This is a genomic window from Pseudomonas sp. DSV-1 (assembly GCF_035830915.1).
In the GTDB taxonomy this organism is placed as follows: domain Bacteria; phylum Pseudomonadota; class Gammaproteobacteria; order Pseudomonadales; family Pseudomonadaceae; genus Aquipseudomonas.
Window position 1 is genome coordinate 2,504,368 of record NZ_JAYMYG010000001.1, and the last position, 20,853, is coordinate 2,525,220.

Below are 20,853 nucleotides of genomic sequence, written 5' to 3' on the forward strand. Positions count from 1 at the left end.
GTCTGTAGTTCGGGTTTTTGTACTATAATTACTCTAGGCGAAAGGGTTGGAGGTTGCAGCAAGTCTATTGTGCTGCTCTGTTTTTAAGGTCTAGTCAGATACTTTGATTAGCTGATGCTCAGGTGTCTAGGTATGTTGAATGATGTCACTAATCTGAATAGTTATCTTAATGGCTATTGGTCAGTAATGGAGGTTCAGATTGTACCAGCATCGTGCTACCAAAACGAAAGCGGGCTTAGCAGCCATCGCGTTTCTATTGATCACGCTCGTGCCTATGTGGGGCACGCTCCATGCTTGGCTTGATCAAGAGAACGTTTTGGTAGAAAAAGCTGCGGGTAGTGATGCTATGAATCTTGCCGTTGCATTCGATGTGCACGTTCAAAGCGTGGTTCGTTTTGTAGATACTTTAACTCAAGATTTGCGTGAGCATGCTGTTAAAGATCGTAATGATTTTGGGCGCATAGTTAAAGAGGAACTTGTACTTTATGGGAACATGGTTGCTCAAGTTGCGCTGATTTCTCCGGAGGGGATGCTAGTTTATTCGTCGCTAGCCCCAGCCTTTGGCGCGGTAGATTTGAGTGGTCGCGATCATTTTCGCGCCCATCGTGATAACCCTTCAAAAGATAAGTTATTTATTAGTAAGCCCGTGTTTGGCAGGGTTTCTGGTATTTGGTCTATACAGTTCACTCGACCAATAATTGAGGGTGATAAGTTCTCAGGGGTCGTGGTAGTGTCAATCCCTATGTCTTTCTTTTCGGATTTTTATAAAAAAATTAATGTTGGGACTAATGGTTTGATTGCTCTTGTAGGTATGGATCGTGTTCCTCGTGCAGTGGCATCAAAGGATAGTGGCGCTATTGATTTTGGCGAGCTATTGCTTTTGAAAAGTGCGCCATATTTTGTTAAGGAAGCGTTGCCTGAAGGGCTGTATAGAGGAATTAGTGCATTCGATGGGTCTGAGAGCTTGACCGCATACCGTCGTTTAGAAGACGCCGGCTTGGTTGTTCTTGTTCAGCTTTCACCTGAAGATTATTTGATGTCATCTGGTAAGCGTCATAGAGTGCTAATTTTCTGTGCAAGTGCTGTCACGATATTGCTACTGTCTTTTGCTTTGTTGATATATTCCACCGTGTGGCAGCATTTGAAGGATGCAAAAGCCCTCAAGCAGGCTCACAAAACTCTTCGGGAACTTGTAAATGTTGATATTTTAACTGGCGCACTGAGCAGGAGCCATTTTTTAGAAGTCCTTGAGAAGGAGTTCAGGGATTCAGAATCCTGCGGTACGAAGTTAAGCTTGATATTGATTGATATTGATTATTTCAAGCAAGTAAATGATACGTATGGGCATCCGATTGGAGATATTGTTCTGAAACAGGTGGTTGCTGTGTGTTGCACCGAACTTCGAGCACATGATAGTTTTGGGCGGCTAGGGGGGGAGGAGTTTGGTGTGATCCTCCCATGTACGGATGGGGCAAGCGCCGTCGGTGTTGCAGAGAAGTTGCGGCTGGCGATTGAAAGTTCAAAGATTTCAACAAGTAAAAGTCTAGTTCGGGTGACTGTTAGCATGGGTGTAGCATTCGCGCTGCCCTCGGGAGATACCCCAAGTAAGTTAGTTGTTAGAGCGGATGATGCGCTTTACTGTGCAAAACAAACTGGTCGTAATAGGGTCTGTTCTGCTCGTGGTAATGATGACGCTTCGCAAGTTACGACACTGTCGACAAATGACTCTTAGTGTTTGGCGGCAAGGTTAAGCGGATTGAATAAAGTAAGCGTGGCTTTTATTTTTCAAGGAAAGTTACAGCCTGCGCGAAGCGGCTATTTATTGGAGCTGTTTTACACCTTGGTCGTGTTGACGCGATGGAGGACTCATAGAGTTTGGTGGCAGCTTGTTCGTTGTTGCCAATGGGCCGCATTCCGAGCGCAGACGGATTACCAGGTGCAAAATACCCTATGGAAATACTTATTAAGCTTTTCATATTAGCTGCCGATACCCTTGACACAGGGCAAGGGATCTATCTAAATGAGAAACAATCAACCGGTCACGCAGCGCGAGATTGCCTTGGGAGCGCAACAAAAACTTATTTCTACAACTGATGCACGAGGTGTCATTACGTATTGCAATGATGCTTTTGTCGAGATCAGCGGTTTCAATAAGTCAGATCTAATAGGCGCGCCCCAAAATATCGTCCGACATCCCGATGTCCCCTCTGCCATATTTGCTCATATGTGGGGCGCTCTCAAACAAGGCCAGCCTTGGATGGGTATCGTAAAGAACCGAACTAGCAGTGGCGACCATTACTGGGTGAATGCTTATGTCACTCCAATTTTCGAGGGTAGCCAGGTAATTGGTTATGAATCGGTCAGGGTTAAGCCTACGACCGATCAAGTTCGACGCGCAGAGAACCTTTACAATCGCCTAAACCTAGGCAAGTCGGCTATCCCCAGCAGTGACAAATGGAAACCTATCCTCATGGACTGGCTACCACTTTTGGCTATGGGGCTAGTGGGCTCCTTAGGGGGAGTATTTTTCAGTACTTCTCTGGCATTAACCTTGGCGGTATTAATATCTGTTCTCTTCGGGCTGATTGTTTCGCGTCAGAAAAATCAAGGGGCGCTGCATCTGTTGAAAATGGCTGACCCCACAACCTCGGATCAGTTAATTGCACAGATGTATAGCGATGAGCGCGGCCCACAGGCGCGGCTTGAAACCGCATTTGTGAGCCAGGCATCGAGGCTCAAGACTTGCCTTACTCGTTTGCAAGACACCGCAGAGCAGCTCACTGGTCTGGCTGAAAGGTCGGATAACCTTGCCTCAGATAGCTCGCGCGGACTTGAACGTCAGCGAGTCGAGACTGAGCAAGTGTCAGCTGCAGTTAGTCAGATGGCTGCGACCACGCAGGAGGTCGCAACCCACGTTCAGAGAACCGCTAGCGCTACTCAAGAAGCCAATGAGCTAACAGGACGGGGCCGTGATGTAGCTCGAGATACACGTGAGGCCATCCAACGCCTCTCGATCGTTGTCGGAGAGACTGGCCAAGCGGTTGCACAGTTAGCTAAAGACAGCAATGAAATCGGAACGGTTGTCGATGTCATTAAAGGTATTGCCGATCAAACCAACTTGCTTGCTTTGAATGCCGCGATCGAAGCTGCACGTGCTGGAGATATGGGCCGAGGTTTTGCTGTGGTTGCAGACGAGGTGCGTCAGTTGGCACAACGCACCACTCAGTCAACTATTCAAATTCATAGCCTGATCTCCAAGCTGCAAACCTCGTCAAATAGTGCTGTTAAAACCATGGAGAATGGACATCGCCAAGCTGAAGAAGGAGTCGCCTGGGTACTAGAAGCTGACAAGGCATTGGTCGGTATTAGTGATGCGGTAGCTCACATTACTGATATGACCACCCAGATCGCCGCAGCGACTGAAGAGCAAACTGCCGTTGCAGAGGAGATTAGTCGCAACATTACGACCATCGCAAATCTTGCAGATCAAACATCTGAACAAGCAAGACGCTCGGCAGAGCTCAGCAAAGAATTAACTCAAACAGCGACGACCCAGTACTCATTGGTCGAACGATTCAACCGTTAACAAACGAACCTTCTCGACAAAAGCCCGCTCTGCGCGGGCTCTCAATTGCGCTCTTAGCCTGGCTCTGATCTCAAGGTTTTGCGAGAGCAAATCCAAGGTTTAGAGGGGCTTGTTGATAGCGGTGCCAATCAGCTAACCCTCTCCCATGCTGAGCGCAAAGTGTCCCGGTTTCTGTCAGAAGCATTCGCCCAGTTACCGACGTGACTCGTGCTTACGCGTGGTAAATACCGCGAGCTGACTGGCAGGTTACTGCGCAAGGAAGCATGCAAGTGACCGATAACTGTCTTTGGCCAGCGACAGCTCTGGGTCGAGGCTGACTGTCAGTGGGCAACCGCTATACTGATTTGACTACTGAGAGGGCGGGTATTGATGAAGAGGACAATTCTGGGAATGACTGAGGCTGGCGAGCCGTTGATCTTAGCCGAGAGCTTTTTCCAGCTTTTGAAGCGGGAGCGAATCCGACGAAAGATCTACACAACGCGCGAAGACGCCCGAAGTGATGTTTTCGATTACATCGAAATGTTTTTATAACCCTAAACGCAGGCATAGCAGTGCTATGCAGCTGTCTCCAGTAGAGTATGAGAAACGTTATTTCCTGAGCTTGGAGAGTGTCTAGGAAACTAGGGGCGATTCACTGTTTTCTACGATCAACTCATTTTTTATATCTCGATTTGCCTAGTCCTTATGAAGATCGCTGAGATGCCAGCGCTGGGTTCGAGAATGACTGCTTTAGCGCATAGCTGTGAGCTTGGGGAATTTGGGGCGAATGTCACTGCAGCTATATCCGCAAATTCTGTTTCCAGGACGTCGAACTTTTTAATCGGCGTATTTTACCTTGCATTTACCGTTTGCTCGGTAAAACTCCAGCGAGGCGTCAATGACTTCGGTATCGTAAGGGGGATAATGTCCGCGATTTTTGGGATGATACTCCTAAGTTTAGCCGTTATTTACATCCAGGAACCTGCAGTGTATGCAGTGGTCTGCGGCTACTTAGGAGAAAAGTGGCTAACTATGTTTTGAATAGTTGACTAGCGCTAGCGTTACGTCGTTGTAGATCAGCGATTAAGATGCCTCATAATCTAACTGTGCCATGGCTTATTGTTTCTTTGCGTCAACAGCCATGGCACGATTATCGAGGGTTCAGAATAGCGGGTGTGGCCCGAATTCTTCATCAATTCTTTCACCCCATCCTGAGTTTTCAGGTTTGTTAGCGGCCCCTCCTACTATTCTAATAGCGTATGCGCGGCACACTTCCAAAAGCGAGGGTGGGATGTATTCCAGTATCCCTTTGTATTCTTTGTCGTCCCCGTCACGGTATAGGTACAGATCAGCGCACCAAAGATCGTAGACCCAGTCACTGATTTCCTCGTCGCTTTGCGGAAGGGCAACCAATTCTTTGACGAATTTGTTCAGGTGCTGACGCTCCCTCTTGGAAAATCCTCGCGTGCTTAGGCTAAAAAACTTTAAAGACTTTATAGCTGGTCTGACTCTCCAGGTGAGCGAGTCAAGTGACTCTGGGTCTCGCATCAGCGGCACTAGCTGATATGGGTTGAGCAGCTCACCGGTATCCGTTGCCACGGAATGCAATATACGGTCAAGGTTGAAGCTTCTACGCTCACTGCGCATGTGGCAAAAGGCATCAATGGTTTTATCAGTTTCCTTGCAGGGATCAGATATATCCCTTTCTGTGATATTACCTGCGCCATCCTGGTACTTAATGCGTATGCGCACTGTTGCTCCTGAAATTCTGTACTGGGCTGTAAAATGTCACTGTTCATCTATTGTCTGGCGGGGAGCGAGTCTCGGAGGCGCGGCTCTTATCTATCCCCCACACTGCTTTAGCTACTTCTTCAATTTTCGCGACAAATTTATCGACGTTGAGCCCTGCGATGAAAGCTAGCGCGAAGAAGCCAATTTCACTCGCGTCAAATTTAGAGCTGGATTCCAATACCAGCAAGCCCGCTTTGAGGAAAAGATAACTAACGGCACCAGCAATCACGCTCGTAATGGGACGGATGAAGTACCACGCATACCAGTCCGTATCCCACCTTTTGTGGACGTATTTGTTCAAGTACACAGCCCTGAGGCAGTAAAGGCAGCCCCCCACGCAACCAATTGCACCACACATCAATGGAGTCCGTAGCACCTCATAAGGTTGTGCAAGCCAACCTAGCGCCATTGCTCCTATCGAGTAGGTCGCGATGAACAGCAACAGCACAAGATAGCCTACGATCAAAAGCAGTACTTAATAGTCCTACAATTGGTCGGAGCACGTTCCGATAGTAACTGTGCAATCAGTTTCACCGATGATAAACATGACAACTGGCAAGCCATCGCTGGCCATGGTCAGGGCTAAGGATGCTAGTAGATTCATGTCGTCGGAGCTCGGGCGTGACGAGTGCTTGGGCGGATGCGAATGCCAGTCACCGATGTAGTCGACGATCCCGGCTGTTCTCCGACGCGTATCAAGAAGCACTTCTTCCTGGCCCTCGTACCCTCGAATGAAGGAGGCGGGTGTAGAGACACTATCTGGAGGAGCAGGCATTCCTTTGACTATATTGATAGTTTTCAACTGATGGTCAGTGTATCCAAGCAATATTCCACCTGTTTCATTAGGTAGCGCCTGGCTTCTCAGGCTGCGGAGTTGTTCAATAAATCCTTTATCCCACCGGACTGCCCAGCCGTCTGACCGTGCTTCCTCTGATTCTGAAATGGCTATTTCATGCGCTGCGACGCCGCCGGTTTCATCGTTTACATCCCATACACACGCTCGCGCGCCTGATTTGGCTTGGCTCAGCCTTACCTGGCGGCTGAGGAGTGATGCGTGGAGGCGAATCAGTTCGACGGAAAGCCTGAGGGAAATATCTCTGCACCCGTTCCCGACCCATTCACCTTTGCTGTGTCCATCAAGATGAAGTTCTCCCCACAGCGACTCAAGGATTGCACGGTAGTATTGGGCTTCAATGCTCGATATCCGAACGCCCCTGTCGCGGTCTTCGAGAAGTAATACTGAGCTTCTACCTGAAGGCGTGAGGAATACGCTTGCAGTACGGGGTGTTCCATCACGCTCACCTAATTCCCTCGGTACATGCAACGTCGTCGTGGCGTCCACTACGAAGCTTGCGTTGCTTAGTGCCGCCGAGACATTCACATCTTCGTCGACAACGCTCGCGTCAATCGCCATATGCGGTGGTTGTTCGGGGAATATTTGATCCAGAATGCTTTTAACGGCTCTGACTTTCGGGGAACCGATAGCAGAATCCGAAATGATGTGCCGTGCTAGGTTGTGAGGCATAGCTTGGTCAGGATCTATCAAAGTCCACTGACCCCAAGACTCTCTCGTCCACGTTTCCACCATGGAGCTGCCGAGGGCACCTACCCCAGCGATCAATCCTTCGAAATCCGAGTCTGCAGATTCCAGGCACGACAATGAACGGATGAGTGGCTTGTCGAGCTTATATCGAAGCTGGGTTGGCAAAATTGAAATAGCTTTCCATCGCTTCTCTAGCGTTTGGCCTATGAGCTCAACGGGGCTCCAGCTTCCTCGGTATTCATCATAAAAAAGCAACCCGCAGGCTTCACCCAGATGGAGCAGGGAATTGGTAACCCAATAGGCGAGATCGTCAACCTTGTCCACTGTCCCGTTCCTGAGTCTCGGAACCGATAGCAAAATAAGAACGCATTTTGGACGCTGTTCATTGGATGAAAGATCAGTGACCGAAATCAACTGCTTGATTGCTTTGGTAAGCTCGTCAAAAAAGGAACCGCCACGAATCGCCACCCATTGGTCAAGGTCTCCCAGGGTCGCTGGGAAGCGCTCGACGCGCGAGCTTTCAATAGGCGGCAAATTAACGCGAAGAGTAGGGACACCCTTCATTCCACATGCCGTTGCTGCATTCGCATCTACATAGTAGCCAAGGTAAGTGGTGACCCCAGTGCTACCGGACTCGGCTTCAACAAGAACCAAGCGGCGAGCAGGGTTTAATGATTCCTGGGCGTGTTTGGCGGGCAAAATAATTTGGAACGATGTGTTGAAAAATAATTGCTCCAAAGGCTGATCGCCGAGATGAAGCGAATTTTCGGCTGATTCCCGCAACCACCAGAGCACCCTCGCAAGAAACTTTTGAGGAGTCCAAGAGCGCTGAATCTCTGACCATGTGCTGTTGTACAAGCATAAGGAAAGTGGCTCGCCGCTACGGGTGTAATTTTGATGGCCTAGAACAGGGAACTCACTTCTTAAAGCCCTTACCCCAACAGGTGGGTCTTCCTCCGCGTTCACAGTGAGTGCTAACCACTCCTTACGCAAAATACCGTTTGGGTTGTGGGCCCCAACCGACCCGTCTCCGGCCTTCACCACAATTATCTCGGTCAGGCCTGTGCCGTCTGATAGCGACCGGACTTCCTTGATCTGGAAGTATTCATGCTTTTCGCATGCTCGATAGATCTCGACCGACAAGGGAAGTGTCAGTGCCTGTGCTCCATCTTCGAGTGGGCTGCCCCACTCGATGAGACTGAGGCTCACTTCTTGGCTCCTGCCCGAGGAGCCGCCGCTGCCACAGCACTGCTCGCTGCCGCAATCCCTACAGCTGCTCTCACCAAACCCGATGATGTGACCTCAAACCGGATTGTTTCTGGTTTGGCCTTGTCGCCGACACATAGAAAAATCCCGTTGACATCATCCAGAATGGACTCGTACTCCCGCTTAGCCCGAATGCAAGGTGGGTCGTTTTTGTCATCGACCACCTTTTTGCTGCTGGCGACAATGATCGCGCCCTGACGAGCTTGACCCAACGCAGATCTTGCACCCCCGGATACCTCTGCATCTTCCCCATAAGTCGACCAGCTGTGGTGCGAAAGTGCGTGCCACGAACAGTGGTGCGGAGCCTGGAGCAGATCGTATTCCAGCACTTCAGGAGTTTCTTTGTAACGTTCCCAGATTCGCTCCCATATAGAGGTATGGGCATCGCCACCAGTCAGAAAGCGAGTTTTATTTCGGCTGAATGACGACGGAGCCAACTCGATACTCAAAATCACACTTGAGTGATTTTTCGAAAGAGTCCCTTCTGTCTCGTCATCCTGCTTGGGCATAGGTGCCAAGAGTTTTGCGCTGAAGAAGTCACCGTAGGTATGCCCGCCAATGGTCGAGAACGTCTCCCCTGTCTTCACTAGGATGGGTTGGATGTTGTCGGTTTTACCCCCTTCATCCTCACCAAAAACTCGAATCCCATTACCAACCACTGCGTAGCCAAGCTCCTTCCAGCGAAGGACTCGGCGCCTTGCTTCAACGTGAAAGGCCTGGGCGTCGTCACACAGTGTTAGGCCGAGCGAGTTACGTCGCCGAAAAATCATAGGAGAAGACCACATCTCACGAATCACGATTCGCTTTTCAGCTTGCGGCTTTTTATCATCTGGGTAGTCCTCAATCGGCCCAAGCCAAAAATGCTTGCGCACGCCGAGGCAGTGATCTTCGTCAGGATGGCTGAGAAGGAACGCATCCACGTAGGGGCGTTGGTCAGCATCTGTGAGCAACTGCTTCCTCAGCTCCCCCGCAACATCCGGCGTCTCATCCTCAGGATCATCTGCCGCTTGGCGAATCCGGACGTCAATGATGATAGTAGTGGCATCGGCGTTAGCCAGTCGCACCATGGTCATGTCGCCGTTACCCACCGGGAAAAACGCAATTTGTCCAGCCATGGTGCACACCCCCAAAAGAAGACGCGAATCGTCGTGATGGCAATACGGTACTCATAAAAATTAGATGAGTCTAGTTTTTATGAGTGTTATAATCGCGCCATTCATTGCACTAGGCTCAACAGATGACTGACCACCCACCAAAAAAGGCAGGCCGCTGGGGCCAGATGCGCCGTTTGGAGTTCATTGACTTCAGGCTTTTGTGGGAAGGACGAGTAAATCGGGCTGATCTGCTCGATTTCTTCGGAATTTCTGCTCCGCAGGCTTCTTTAGACTTCGCTAGCTACTTGGAGCAGGCGCCAGGAAATGCAGTCTATGACAAGACTGTAAAGGCCTATGTGGCCACGGATACGTTCACCCCGAAATTTGCTCCTGACGACGGTTTGCGCTATTTGGACGAGCTTCTCGCACGGGAGATGGGCGTGATTGATGAAGCAGAAAGCTTCATCGGTTGGGCGCCTCCGATGGATTCGGTGCCCAACCCAATCCGTCTAGTCGATAAGCCGGCGCTTATAAAAATTCTTCGAGCTATTCAGCGGCAGGAAGCGCTTGAGATTAATTACCAATCGATGAGTGGGCCAGATCCAACCATCAGGATTGTCGCGCCACATGCTTTAGGGTTCGATGGCTACAGATGGCATGTGCGGGCCTATTGTTTTAGACGTAACCAACACATAGATTTTGTTCTCGCAAGAATACTTTCGTTGGTTCCGAAAGACCTGCCGTCTACACCACCTTACGATAAGTTATGGCATACCTATGTACAGGTGGTAATTGGAGCTAACCCTGAGTTGGACGAAGGGCGTCGTCGTGCCATTGAGTTGGATTACGGTATGCAGGATGGCCACTGTACGTTGACCACCCGTCAATCTCAGCTTTGGTATCTTCTACAAAAGCTTGGTCTCAGGAGCCACAATCCTGATCCTAAAGCACAGCAACTTGTACTTCTCAATCAGCAAGAGTGCCAACAATGGTTAGGTTAGTAATCTAGCCCGTGCACGGTGATTCAGACCGATATTTGCAAATCTACTGATGGATTAAACATGGTTGCGATATTTGAGTTGGTGAAAGATCCATACGAGCGAAAGGCTAGAGTGATACCAGGTCTTCTGGTTTCACTGCCGCTGCTTGTGCCCTTACTGTGCGTTTATGGCGCTAAGCATCCGATACTTACCAGTGTCATTGGACTGTTGGGCGGTTGTGGTGCGATCTACGCGTTGGCGAGCGTTGCTCGTGGCCGAGGAAAAAAGCTAGAAGAAAAGCTGCTAAAAAAATGGGGCGGAATGCCTACGACTTTAGCTTTGCGGCACAGTGATAAATTCCTGGATAGCGTCAGTAAGCAAAGATATCACCAACAGATATCGTCAAAGCTGGGAATTGATTTGCCCAGTGCACAGGATGAAAAATCGGATCCTGCTGAAGCTGATGATATTTATATTGGCGCGACCAAACGCCTCAGGGAATTGACTCGTGGCGATAAAAATCTCCTGATGAAAGAAAACATCGCATATGGCTTTCACCGCAATATGGTCGCGATGAAGGCTGTAGGAATTCTGTCTTGCCTCTGCGGATTAGGGTATGGCGGACTGATTGCGGGAGTAATTCGGATCAAACCGCCTCATTTTGAGCCGATTCATTTGGCAGATCCAGGGCTTGCTGCAGGGCTCACAATTCTAATTTCTGGGTCACTTTTGATGGCTTGGTTATTTTATTTCGACAAGGACGCTGTAAGGCGGATGGGGTTTGTCTACGCGGAGCGCCTGTTCGAGTGCCTTGCGTCGTTACCCAATCCTAGAACGAGAAAAAAAGCCAGTCAAATCCCAGATTAAGCTACAGACGAGTACGGTTCATCTTAGAAATAGTGTTCAACAATAATTATGCAGGGAGGCAAAATGCCTACGATAAAAAGCTTGTCCGTTGGTAATGGCGATATGTTCTACATCCTTCATGGTGGTGATAACTTCACTATGATTGATTGTAATTTGAATGCTGAAAATTCTGATGAAATTATCGCCGAGCTCAAGGAAGTATCAAAGACCAAGAGTATGCGACGCTTCATCTGCACTCATCCGGATGAGGATCACTTCAAAGGCATCGAGAAGCTCGATAAAAAACTTCCCATAGCAAATTTTTATTGCGTAAAAAATAAGGCTAAAAAAACGGAACTGACTGATTCCTTTCTCCATTATTGTGCCTTAAGAGATGGAGGCAAGGCTTTCTTCCTTGAGAAAGGGTCAAAGCGGAAGTGGCTCAATCAAGGTGATGAAGAACGTGGAACTTCCGGCCTACAGATCCTTTGGCCGAACACCTCTAATCCCGATTTCAAGGAAGCGCTGCGTAAATGTGATGCCGGCGAAAACTCAAATAATGTCTCATGCGTATTGAGATATTCAGTCAGTGGCGGGGCAAGTTTCCTTTGGTTAGGTGATCTCGAAACTGACTTTATGGAAAGTATCGTCGATGACATCGAGTTAACAAAAACAACCGTCGTATTTGCCTCTCATCATGGTAGAGCCTCCGGAAAAATTCCTGACTCCTGGCTTGAAAAGCTTGATCCTCAAATTATAGTAATTGGTGAAGCTCCATCGCGGCACCTTCACTACTACACCGGCTATAACGTTATTACCCAAAACAAAGCAGGCCATATTACGATGGATTGCGTAGATAAGATGGTTGATATCTATGTAACGAACGAAGATTATGAGCGCGATTATCTTGAGGATCAGTGGAAGCGAGCTTATCCAGGATATATTGGCTCCTTAGAGGTCGAGACTGAGTACACGCTCTGATTTATTTGGCTACTGGTGGTATTCGCTGAATTTGGCTGCACTCTTTGGTTCCAGCTGCAAGGCGACTGGAGCCTAGTTATTCGGGCTAAGCGTATCGGATGGCCCCTGTTTTTGGAGGATCCCGGGCGGGGCTGCCGGAGGGAGTTTGCTTTCCTGAGGGGCCTCGTGCGCGCAGCTAATCAAGCCTGCCGTCATAGGAATTTGTGGATTGGAGTGTATGTGTATTCAATTGCAATCCGTGCTTCTCAAGGTCTAGCTAAATGGACGCGGTGATGGCACTGAGCTATGTTCGTGCGTAAGATTAAGCGCGAAACCGCGCAATGACTCAGGCAAGGACTCGGCGCGATGATTTATCAATGCAATGGATGCAACAGGACTACCTTCGATACAGCATGTCCATGGTGCATGGGATCTCAGGTTTCGCCGTCATCAGAGCTCACTCTACGGCACCTTACCCCTCTGGATCCTTCGTTCTACCCCGATTTCCAATACAGATCCAAAGGCCTGATTCAAGACTTCTTCGGGAAGAAGAAGGAGCAAGCCCAGCTCAACGATCTTCTGAGCAATGTATTGAGAAAATACGCAGAGCTGAAACAGCCATACTTTACGAACTTCATCCACACGACTCGGGAACGCGCAGGTAACAGTGATGACGCGAGTGTACCCGGGCCACGATTGGATGGTGTATACAGCGAGAGGGAACTTTTTAGGGAAGTCTTGATTCGCAAAGGCTTTGACGAGCTTGAAGGACTTCCGTCTCTTTTAGACAAGCTGCTGCAAACCACCGCGTTCAACTCAGTCTATCTGGGTTTCTCCAGAGAGCTGACACGCCACATTCGAACTGACCTTGCAGACACCTTGCGCTCTTGGATTGAAGAGGCAGGAACGACGTTCAGGTCTGATTTGGCTCTGTTCTATTACTACCTGTGGGAAAATGACGTTGCGTTCCCCAATGTGCAATTCAATCCCCAAGCGGCTTTGACGTTTGGTGTGCCACTCCTCCCGCTACAGGTTTTTTGGAATGGCCTAAGCCTCTGCGAAGAGATTTATTTCGATATTCTCGTCGAGCGGCTGGGATCTCAATTGGAGCATTTCAATCCGAACCAGTTCATCACCATGTACCTGGTAGATGCCATGGACGGATTTCAGTTCGAGGCCTTTTTGGTTGAGATCTTCCAGACCATTGGCTATGACGTTAAAGAGACCAAGAAGACTGCTGATCAGGGCGCTGACCTTTTCGTTACTAGGTTCGGTAAAAACATGGTCATTCAAGCTAAGAATTACTCTGGCTCTGTAGGCAATGCGGCTGTGCAGCAGGTCATTTCTGCTAAAGCCTTCTACGGGTGTGACGATGCTATGGTAGTTACCAACTCCTACTACACGAAGTCAGCGAAGGAGTTGGCAAGCGCAGCCGGTGTACGGTTGGTCGACCGAGATGGGCTTCAGAGTTATCTGGATGACTACAATCAAAAACTTATCGAGGTCTTCCAGGCTGAGGAAGAAAGTGCTTAGGCTAGGCGTATCCGTGATTGCAGATGAGCAGTAGATCCCATGTTCTAAGTCCTTATGTTTACCTAGAGCGACCAGTCACGAACGCATTTTCGTGACTGATTAGCGGAGTGAGATCACGCCACCCGGGGCGATTCAAGATGGTATTTACGTAGAAACGCAATTGTCCTGAATCTTAGAGTTTGGAAGGTGACTTCACCGAACGCTTACAAAGCAATGAGCGCTGAATCATTCGTGTCTTATCTGGCTGGTGAGTCAGAGGCTTTGCTCAAGCAGGCGGGTAGGACGTAGATTGTAGTGGTCAACTGATGCCGGACACGACGTTAAGTTTTTTATCGACCTTAACTGGCGTTAGCCAGCCATTGAATTGATGAGGCAGTATCCAGTTGTAGCGATGTATCAAGTAATAGCGGATGTCCCGTTGAGACTGCTGAACCGACATATTACCCATTGGAGGTATCCACTCGGTTTTCAAGCTTCGAAATACACGCTCCATTGGTGAGTTGCCATAACAATTTCCCCGGCGACTCATGCTCTGGCTGATGCGGTACCCGCACTGGCGCTGGCGAAAGTGGCGACTTCCATATTGCTACCCCAGATCCGAATGGAACAGCAGCCCTTGAGGCTTCCCGTGTTGCTCGTAATCCATATCCATATCCAGAGCCTTGGTCACAAAATTAGCATTCGGGCTTCCTGACAACGCCCAGCTCACTATCCGGCGAGCATAAAGATTCATAACCTCTGAAATGGATGGGATCTTCGTAGGGCTGTTGGGGCCGGAGATCTGACTTTCTCCTAAGGCCATACCGAGTGTGCCTAAAGGCCGGGGGGGGTATGGAGTTTTCTTGAGAGAATGGGATGAACGTTTTTGTAGATAAACGCTTGCTCTCTTAATGTGCATTTTGTAAAATGCACATATCGTAAATATGGCCTTAAAGCTTTGATAAATGCCGTAATGTGCATTACCTAAAGGGGTATAAATTTATTGGGGTTGATGCTGAACATGACCCCTACCACACCGGTGGCAGAAGCCCAGCCCAGCGATCCCCACAGCCTGGCCTTGCCGAACTCGAAGCCCATGTGGCGCGATAACCGCTCCGTGTAGGACTCCATCAGTCCAGCCCCTGCGAGCATGGCAAAGCCCAGAAATGCGGCACCCACCACGACGCCCAGTACCAGGTTCGTGGCCAACAGCCAGGAGTAGACATAGATACAAAAAGGCGCAGTGCAGCAGAGCAGGATACCAATCCACACCAGCAGTTTTTTCGACATGCCCAGTCGATCCTGAAGCACGCCATAGAAAGGCAGGATAAGCATGGCCGCAATGGTGTTGGCCGCAAAGACCATGCCCGTTTCGGCGCCATTCAGACCTATCGCTTTGTGAATCCAGATAGAGAACAGCGAGAAGCTGGATGAGAATGCGAAGAAGAAAAAATAAAGCAAACCACTGACTTGCATGTACTCGATTTTTCTAGAAGCGCGCATTGAGGCACCCTCTTGTTTTTATTTTTGATAACGTTAACATCGAAGATATTACGCGCTTGGCGGTTGCTCGCTGTCAAGCGTAATTCCAGGGGAGGGCCTCAGGGATTGATTCTGATGGCGCGAGGTTTACCCCAACCCGGATGCGCCAGCGACAGGGACGGACCAGAGAGCTGGCCACTCAATACCCATTCAAACAAGGATAATCATGCACGCTGTCTTGCTGGATAAAGCGCATCACGCCATCAAAGAAAAACTGCCCGAACGCGGCAACGATCATCGCCTCGGTTTTCATCTGTCGCCCCCTGTGGGGTGGATGAATGACCCGAACGGGCTGGTGTATTTTCGGGGTGAATACCATGTGTTCTACCAGCATCACCCGTACTCACCACAGTGGGGGCCCATGCACTGGGGACACGCCAAAAGCCGTGACCTGGTGCATTGGGAACACTTGCCCATTGCACTGGCGCCCAGTGAGTCCTATGACCGGGACGGGTGTTTTTCAGGCTCGGCAGCGGTGGTCGACGATACGCTTTACCTGATCTACACCGGGCATGTCTGGCTGGGTGAGCCACGGGATGACAATCAGATCGAGCAGGTGCAATGCCTTGCCAGCAGCACCGATGGCATCACCTTCATCAAGCACGGGGTGATCATCGACACACCACCGGCTCCTGAGATCAAGCATTTTCGCGACCCCAAGGTCTGGAAGCGCGGGGAAGAATGGTGGATGGCCCTGGGAGCCCGCAAAGGGGATGACCCGCAGCTGTTAATCTATCGCTCTGCGGACCTGTACCACTGGGAATACCTGAGCTGTGCCCTGCAAGGCGTGCGCGAGTCAGACGGCTACATGTGGGAATGCCCGGACCTGTTCGAACTCGATGGCAGCGACGTTTTCCTCTATTCGCCCCAAGGCCTCAAGCCCAGTGGCTACGACAACTGGAATACATTCCAGAACAGCTACCGAGTGGGCCAACTGGACGTCAGCGGCCACTTCAACACGAGCGCAGCCCTGCACGAGCTCGATCACGGCCATGACTTTTATGCTGCCCAAACCCTGCTGGCACCGGACGGGCGACGCCTGCTTTGGGCGTGGATGGACATGTGGGACTGCCCGATGCCAAGTCAGGCGCAACACTGGTGCGGCGCGCTGTCCTTGCCCCGTGAGCTGAGTCGTGAAGGCGATCGCCTGCGCATGCGTCCCGCCCGTGAGCTGACTGCGTTACGCAAGTCCCGACACGGGCTGCAGATTCCGGTGGTGGAGTCTGCCAGTCGCCCCCTCGATGTGCGTGGTGCACTGCTTGAAATTGAACTCGAACTGGATCTGGCTGGCAGCACCGCCGAACACTTTGGTCTCGCGCTTCGCTGCAGCGAAGATCAACACGAGCGGACGTTGTTGTACTTTGATGCCATGGCCCGTCGCCTGGTTCTCGACCGGCAACATTCGGGTGCGGGCGTGAGCGGTGTTCGCAGTGTTCCGATAAGCCCGGAACAGACCCGCATAGCACTGCGGATTTTTCTCGATCGCTCATCGATCGAGGTGTTCGTCGACGACGGTGCCTACACCATGACCAGCCGGATTTATCCACGGCCCGACAGCCTCGGGATAAGCGCTTTTGCCGTCAACGGAACAGGGGTGTTTGGCGATCTCGAGGCCTGGGAGCTGACCGACCTTAAAATCTGACCTCATCCGGGATGAGCCCTTTGGCACTGCCCGCCAACGGGCTCACAGGTGCTTGCTACGTCGGCAACGCTCTGAGCAGTAACGCACCTCATCCCAACAGCGAGCCCACTTCTTTCGCCATGTGAAGGGCAGGCCACAGGTCACGCAGGTTTTGACGGGCAACTCGCTCTTTTTCAAAGTGACTCGCCTTTATCCAGTGTGGCGAGCAACAACTGGCCTCGCTGCCACAGCGCCTGCTGTTTGGATTCAGGCATCCGGTCAAGGTTTTTATAAATCATGCCCATGCGCTGATTGCCCCGCAAAAGCTCACCGTGACGCATCAGGAAGTGCCAATAGAGCGCGTTGAAAGGGCAGGCGTCATCGGTGGTGCTTTCGCTCACTTTGTAAGCGCAGCCTCGGCAATAGTCGGACATGCGCTTGATGTACTGGCCGCTGGCACAGTAAGGCTTGGACCCCAGATAGCCGCCATCGGCGTGCATGACCATGCCCAGCGTGTTGGGCAACTCCACCCAGTCGAAGGCATCCATGTAGATGGCCAGGTACCACTCGCATATTTGACTTGGCAGGATGCCGGCGAGGAGGGCGAAATTGCCGGTCACCATTAGCCGCTGAATATGGTGGGCGTAGGCATGTTCGAGGCTTTGGCCGATGGCTTGGCTCATGCAGTTCATTTTCGTGTCGCCTGTCCAGTAGAACTCTGGAAGCGACCGGGTGTTGCCGAATACATTGCCATCGGCATAGTCGGGCATCTTCAGCCAGTAAACCCCACGCACGTATTCCCGCCAGCCGATGAGTTGGCGAATAAAGCCTTCGGCGGCATTGAGTGCAATGCTGCCCGACCAGTACGCGGACTCCACATCGCTGCACAGCTGGCGAACATCCAGCAAGCCAATATTGAGCGCAGCACTGATGCGGGCATGAAACAGAAATGGCTCGTCGCTGGCCATGGCGTCCTGATAATCGCCGAAGGCTGCCAGGCCCCAGTCCAGGAAGTAGCTCCACAAGGCCTGAGCCTGGGCGTGAGTGACCGGGTAGTCGAATGTATCGAGGGTGCCATAGTGGGTGGTGAAGTTTTTTGCCACCAGCTCCAGTACATCCCGGGTAATGGCATCGGGTGAGAAGCGGGCGGGCGAGGGCGGCTTGATGCCTTTGGGCAGCGCCTTGCGGTTTTCTGCATCAAAGTTCCAGGCGCCCCCGACCGGGCTGCCATCGCCGTTGAGTAACAACCCGCTCTTGCGCCGCATCTCTCGATAGAAATACTCCATGCGCAGCTGCTTTTTGGCATTCGCCCAGGCGGAAAACTCAGGGCGCGAGCAGAGAAAGCGAGCATCGCCATGCCACTGGATCCCCGCGCCACACGCCTTGAGTGAATGCTCCAGACGCCAGTCACCGCACTCCGTCATATGGATTTCATCAGGCTGCAGGAGTGCTTCCCAGCGCCGTAATTCACCTGGCACAGATCCGCTGTTGTCCGGGTCATCGAGCTTGACGTACTGCACCCGGATTCCACGCTGTTGCAGCGCCTCGGCGAAATGGCGCATGGCACTGAACACCAGAACGATTTTTTGCGGATGATGGGGGACATGGCTGGCTTCCTCCATCACCTCGACCAGCAGCACGGTGTCGTTTTCGGTATCCAGACCCTGCAATGAACGAAGGTCAAAAGACAATTGGTCGCCCAAGACGAGGCACAGTCGGCGGGTAGCATTCATCGAGCAGATTTCCGTTGAGTAGACACGTGTGAAGGCCTGGGGACTTCAAGGCGAAAGGAAGTCAGGATGACTTGTACAGTATAAAATTATTGTACAAGTATTTCGTGTCTGGCAGGCAGGAAAACGCCTGCGATCTTTTCCGATAAGCGCCCATTCCCGGGGCTTGCGTGCTGGGTATCGAATACGGTTTTTTTCAAATGTATGTGTGTTGCGGCCGTGTTATAACGCGTGCATCCGTATAAAAACCCTAAGAAAAAACTATGCCCTCGATCTTGTATTCCGTTGATGTCAATTCTTGGTACCTGTTGGTCTCCATGCTGCTGGGTTTATGCGTGGCGGCTTTCGCGGGGAAGATGACCTGGGGTCAAAAAGTCAGGCGTGACGCTGCGTTTGATGATGAATTGAAAGTCGTACTGGGTGGGACGCTGTCCATGTTTGGTTTGCTCATGGGCTTCATTCTTTCGTTTGCAATCAGTGGTCTGAACACCCGGATGACGGCTGAAGAAAATGAAGCCATTGCCATTGGCAATGCCTTCCAGCGTACAACGTTGCTGAGCGAGTCCCAGCAAGAGCAAGCCGAAAAAATGTTGATGGACTACCTGGCTATCCGCATTTCATTCTTTGCCACGGAGGATGACGACCAGCGCGCAGCCATCCGGTTGGACTCCATTAAAATGCAATCGCACATGTGGGCTTTGATCAGCAAGATTGCCAAGGAAAAACCCAGTTCGGTGATTGTCACGGCCCTTAACGCCACGAATGAGTTGTATGTGTCGCAACAAAAGACGATGGCCAGCTGGCGGCCTCAAATACCCGGTGTGGCGTGGGCACTATTGATCCTGTTTGCCGTCTGTTCCAACTTTTTGATTGGCTACAACGTCAAGGGCAGCCGGGGTGGAAACACCCTGGTCTGTGTGATGCCGATATTTACAGCTTTGGCGTTATTCATGATTGCGGAAATTGACGTTCCCGGCAAAGGCATCATTCAGGTGGTTCCAGATAACTTGAGGGCTCTTATAGTGACTCTGGAACACGGTGGACTGACTTTATAACCAGCTAAAGCTGCTTGCTTTAGAGGCACTTGATAATAAGTGCTCAAGCGTGGCGCCCCCTTGCCTGTCTTGTGTTCTGGCATGGAGGTGCCTACGGAATCCGGGGTAATGCACCATGAATAACGATCACAAACCCGCCAGGCCGATCTTTGACCTGGACATGCTCAGAACGATGGTGATGGTCGCCGATTGCGGCAGTTTCACCACCGCTGCGACCAGACTGCACTCCACTCAATCCACCGTCAGCCAGAAGGTGCGCCGACTGGAAGAACTTGTGGGGCACCAGTTGCTTGATCGAAGCAGCCGGGAAATACGTCCCACTGATGCCGGCATCATCCTGTTGGGGTATGCGCGCCATCTTCTGGCCGTGAGCAATCAGCTGGGCGAGGCGCTTTCGAGCGGAATGAGCGTCACCATACGGCTCGGTGTTCCTGATGATTTCGCCGCAAGCAAAACCATGCCCGTGCTGGCCGCCTTCAATCGCAAGCACCCGAAGGTGAAGCTGGAAATCATCAGTGGATTGAGTTCAGACCTGCTTCGCAGCTATGACCGCGGCGAGCTGGACCTGATCCTGATAAAACAGCGACGCCACAGCCGTGAGGCCAACGCTTGCCGATCAGAAACCATGGAGTGGATTGATAGCGCGACACGTCCGTGTTTCGACCAGGACCCTATACCCCTGGTGACATTTCCGTCACGGGGACTCTATCGGGATGACATGATCAGCGCGCTCGAAGCCCTTGGCCGTACGTGGCGTATCTGCTTCACGGGCACCAGCCTTGCCAGTATTCAGGAGGCAGTGGCCAATGGGTTTGGTGTCAGCCTGCTTCCAACCCGGGCAGTCACTCCTGATCACAAGGTGCTGGGTGTCGAGGACGGGTTGAGCCCGATTACCGCATTCGAGATAGCCGTATTCCATCGCCCGAGCATCGACCCGGTGATCAAAGAACTGGCTGATGTGCTCATCCAGATAGTGGATGAAGAGGTGCATTGATCAAGCGTGCCGGGTGAGCGAGGCATCTGGCGCCAGGGCGATGTCTCTCAGTACGCCTATGCCACTCTTTAATGTACGCAGATGACCTGCTGTTGGCAGTAGCGGTCGAAGCCACTTTATTAAAAATCCAAATACTTGGGATTCCTTTTATTAACTTTCAATAGGACGTAGTGCCGGTCTAGGATCCGTTGCAAGGACGTGGATGAATCAAGGCCCGCCGGGCCATCCCGTTCTACCTGGGTTATCCAAAACTACAACAACGAGTGCTGCGTATAGACGGGTGGCAGCTACAGGCTGCGGGCGCTCTCGATGCCTGTTCTGGACAGAACGCCAAGGCACTGTCGAGGCACACCC

General features: G+C 51.2%; 16 protein-coding genes and 2 pseudogenes. 10 read left to right on the forward strand and 8 right to left on the reverse strand.

The annotated features are described in order from the left end of the window. Positions 1-199 precede the first annotated feature (199 nt). The 3 genes and pseudogenes from VSQ83_RS11750 to VSQ83_RS11760 all read left to right on the forward strand — a co-directional run. Complete coding sequence (locus tag VSQ83_RS11750) at positions 200-1,732, forward strand: sensor domain-containing diguanylate cyclase (RefSeq protein WP_326426837.1); 1,533 nt, start codon at positions 200-202, stop codon at positions 1,730-1,732. Positions 1,733-2,020: 288 nt separating this feature from the next. Continuing rightward, complete coding sequence (locus tag VSQ83_RS11755) at positions 2,021-3,586, forward strand: methyl-accepting chemotaxis protein (RefSeq protein WP_326426839.1); 1,566 nt, start codon at positions 2,021-2,023, stop codon at positions 3,584-3,586. A 417-nt stretch (positions 3,587-4,003) separates the two neighbouring features. Then, a pseudogene (locus VSQ83_RS11760) lies at positions 4,004-4,202 on the forward strand (IS3 family transposase); the annotation flags it as partial. A 524-nt stretch (positions 4,203-4,726) separates the two neighbouring features. Here VSQ83_RS11760 and VSQ83_RS11765 read toward each other — a convergent pair. The 4 genes from VSQ83_RS11765 to VSQ83_RS11780 form a co-directional block, all read right to left on the reverse strand. Further along, complete coding sequence (locus tag VSQ83_RS11765) at positions 4,727-5,317, reverse strand: hypothetical protein (protein ID WP_326426841.1); 591 nt, start codon at positions 5,315-5,317, stop codon at positions 4,727-4,729. 43 nt (positions 5,318-5,360) lie between these two features. Continuing rightward, positions 5,361-5,657, reverse strand: coding sequence for a hypothetical protein (locus tag VSQ83_RS11770; protein WP_326426843.1), 297 nt, complete (start codon positions 5,655-5,657; stop codon positions 5,361-5,363). Between the two features lie 183 nt (positions 5,658-5,840). After that, entirely contained in the window at positions 5,841-8,108 is a 2,268-nt protein-coding gene (locus VSQ83_RS11775) for a Mov34/MPN/PAD-1 family protein (protein WP_326426845.1), read from the reverse strand. Continuing rightward, complete coding sequence (locus tag VSQ83_RS11780; RefSeq protein WP_326426847.1) at positions 8,105-9,280, reverse strand: metallohydrolase; 1,176 nt, start codon at positions 9,278-9,280, stop codon at positions 8,105-8,107. Before VSQ83_RS11780 ends, VSQ83_RS11775 begins: the two co-directional genes overlap by 4 nt. A gap of 122 nt (positions 9,281-9,402) precedes the next feature. Here VSQ83_RS11780 and VSQ83_RS11785 point away from each other — a divergent pair, with 122 nt between their 5' ends. The 4 genes from VSQ83_RS11785 (at position 9,403) to VSQ83_RS11800 (ending at position 13,578) form a co-directional block, all read left to right on the forward strand. Then, positions 9,403-10,260, forward strand: a complete 858-nt coding sequence (locus VSQ83_RS11785) for a helix-turn-helix transcriptional regulator (protein WP_326426849.1) — start codon at positions 9,403-9,405, stop codon at positions 10,258-10,260. Between the two features lie 60 nt (positions 10,261-10,320). Further along, a complete protein-coding gene (locus VSQ83_RS11790; protein WP_326426850.1) occupies positions 10,321-11,106 on the forward strand; it encodes a hypothetical protein in 786 nt (261 codons plus the stop codon). Positions 11,107-11,169: 63 nt separating this feature from the next. Further along, the gene (locus VSQ83_RS11795) at positions 11,170-12,066 is read left to right on the forward strand and encodes a ComEC/Rec2 family competence protein (RefSeq protein WP_326426851.1); all 897 of its coding nucleotides are present in this window, start codon (positions 11,170-11,172) and stop codon (positions 12,064-12,066) included. Between the two features lie 345 nt (positions 12,067-12,411). Then, on the forward strand, positions 12,412-13,578 hold the full coding sequence (locus VSQ83_RS11800) for a restriction endonuclease (RefSeq protein WP_326426853.1): 1,167 nt from the start codon (positions 12,412-12,414) through the stop codon (positions 13,576-13,578). A 298-nt stretch (positions 13,579-13,876) separates the two neighbouring features. Here the strand turns inward: VSQ83_RS11800 and VSQ83_RS11805 are convergent. Then, positions 13,877-14,323: pseudogene (locus VSQ83_RS11805) on the reverse strand (DDE-type integrase/transposase/recombinase); the annotation flags it as partial. A gap of 218 nt (positions 14,324-14,541) precedes the next feature. Next, a complete protein-coding gene (locus tag VSQ83_RS11810; protein ID WP_326426855.1) occupies positions 14,542-15,060 on the reverse strand; it encodes an MFS transporter in 519 nt (172 codons plus the stop codon). Positions 15,061-15,265: 205 nt separating this feature from the next. Here VSQ83_RS11810 and VSQ83_RS11815 point away from each other — a divergent pair, with 205 nt between their 5' ends. Next, entirely contained in the window at positions 15,266-16,741 is a 1,476-nt protein-coding gene (locus VSQ83_RS11815) for a glycoside hydrolase family 32 protein (RefSeq protein ID WP_326426857.1), read from the forward strand. Between the two features lie 42 nt (positions 16,742-16,783). On the opposite strand, the gene VSQ83_RS11820 is transcribed toward VSQ83_RS11815, so the two are convergent. Then, positions 16,784-16,918, reverse strand: coding sequence for a DUF2256 domain-containing protein (locus tag VSQ83_RS11820; protein WP_019827081.1), 135 nt, complete (start codon positions 16,916-16,918; stop codon positions 16,784-16,786). Beyond that, complete coding sequence (locus VSQ83_RS11825) at positions 16,915-18,453, reverse strand: cryptochrome/photolyase family protein (RefSeq protein WP_133079169.1); 1,539 nt, start codon at positions 18,451-18,453, stop codon at positions 16,915-16,917. Before VSQ83_RS11825 ends, VSQ83_RS11820 begins: the two co-directional genes overlap by 4 nt. A gap of 260 nt (positions 18,454-18,713) precedes the next feature. On the opposite strand from VSQ83_RS11825, the gene VSQ83_RS11830 reads away from it, so the two are divergent. Both VSQ83_RS11830 and VSQ83_RS11835 read left to right on the forward strand, forming a co-directional pair. Further along, positions 18,714-19,505 carry a bestrophin-like domain gene (locus VSQ83_RS11830; RefSeq protein ID WP_133079168.1) on the forward strand — a complete coding sequence of 264 codons (792 nt, stop codon included), beginning with the start codon at positions 18,714-18,716 and terminating at the stop codon, positions 19,503-19,505. A gap of 115 nt (positions 19,506-19,620) precedes the next feature. Beyond that, on the forward strand, positions 19,621-20,499 hold the full coding sequence (locus VSQ83_RS11835) for a LysR substrate-binding domain-containing protein (RefSeq protein WP_133079167.1): 879 nt from the start codon (positions 19,621-19,623) through the stop codon (positions 20,497-20,499). Positions 20,500-20,853: the final 354 nt, after the last annotated feature.

Excerpts from the sequence above, each read along its gene's own strand:
- VSQ83_RS11755 (WP_326426839.1), top strand. The coding sequence starts at position 2,021 with ATGAGAAACAATCAACCGGTCACGCAGCGCGAGATTGCCTTGGGAGCG.
- VSQ83_RS11780 (WP_326426847.1), bottom strand. The coding sequence starts at position 9,280 with ATGGCTGGACAAATTGCGTTTTTCCCGGTGGGTAACGGCGACATGACC.
- VSQ83_RS11785 (WP_326426849.1), top strand. The coding sequence starts at position 9,403 with ATGACTGACCACCCACCAAAAAAGGCAGGCCGCTGGGGCCAGATGCGC.
- VSQ83_RS11790 (WP_326426850.1), top strand. The coding sequence starts at position 10,321 with ATGGTTGCGATATTTGAGTTGGTGAAAGATCCATACGAGCGAAAGGCT.
- VSQ83_RS11795 (WP_326426851.1), top strand. The coding sequence starts at position 11,170 with ATGCCTACGATAAAAAGCTTGTCCGTTGGTAATGGCGATATGTTCTAC.
- VSQ83_RS11800 (WP_326426853.1), top strand. The coding sequence starts at position 12,412 with ATGATTTATCAATGCAATGGATGCAACAGGACTACCTTCGATACAGCA.
- VSQ83_RS11810 (WP_326426855.1), bottom strand. The coding sequence starts at position 15,060 with ATGCGCGCTTCTAGAAAAATCGAGTACATGCAAGTCAGTGGTTTGCTT.
- VSQ83_RS11815 (WP_326426857.1), top strand. The coding sequence starts at position 15,266 with ATGCACGCTGTCTTGCTGGATAAAGCGCATCACGCCATCAAAGAAAAA.
- VSQ83_RS11825 (WP_133079169.1), bottom strand. The coding sequence starts at position 18,453 with ATGAATGCTACCCGCCGACTGTGCCTCGTCTTGGGCGACCAATTGTCT.
- VSQ83_RS11830 (WP_133079168.1), top strand. The coding sequence starts at position 18,714 with ATGCCCTCGATCTTGTATTCCGTTGATGTCAATTCTTGGTACCTGTTG.
- VSQ83_RS11835 (WP_133079167.1), top strand. The coding sequence starts at position 19,621 with ATGAATAACGATCACAAACCCGCCAGGCCGATCTTTGACCTGGACATG.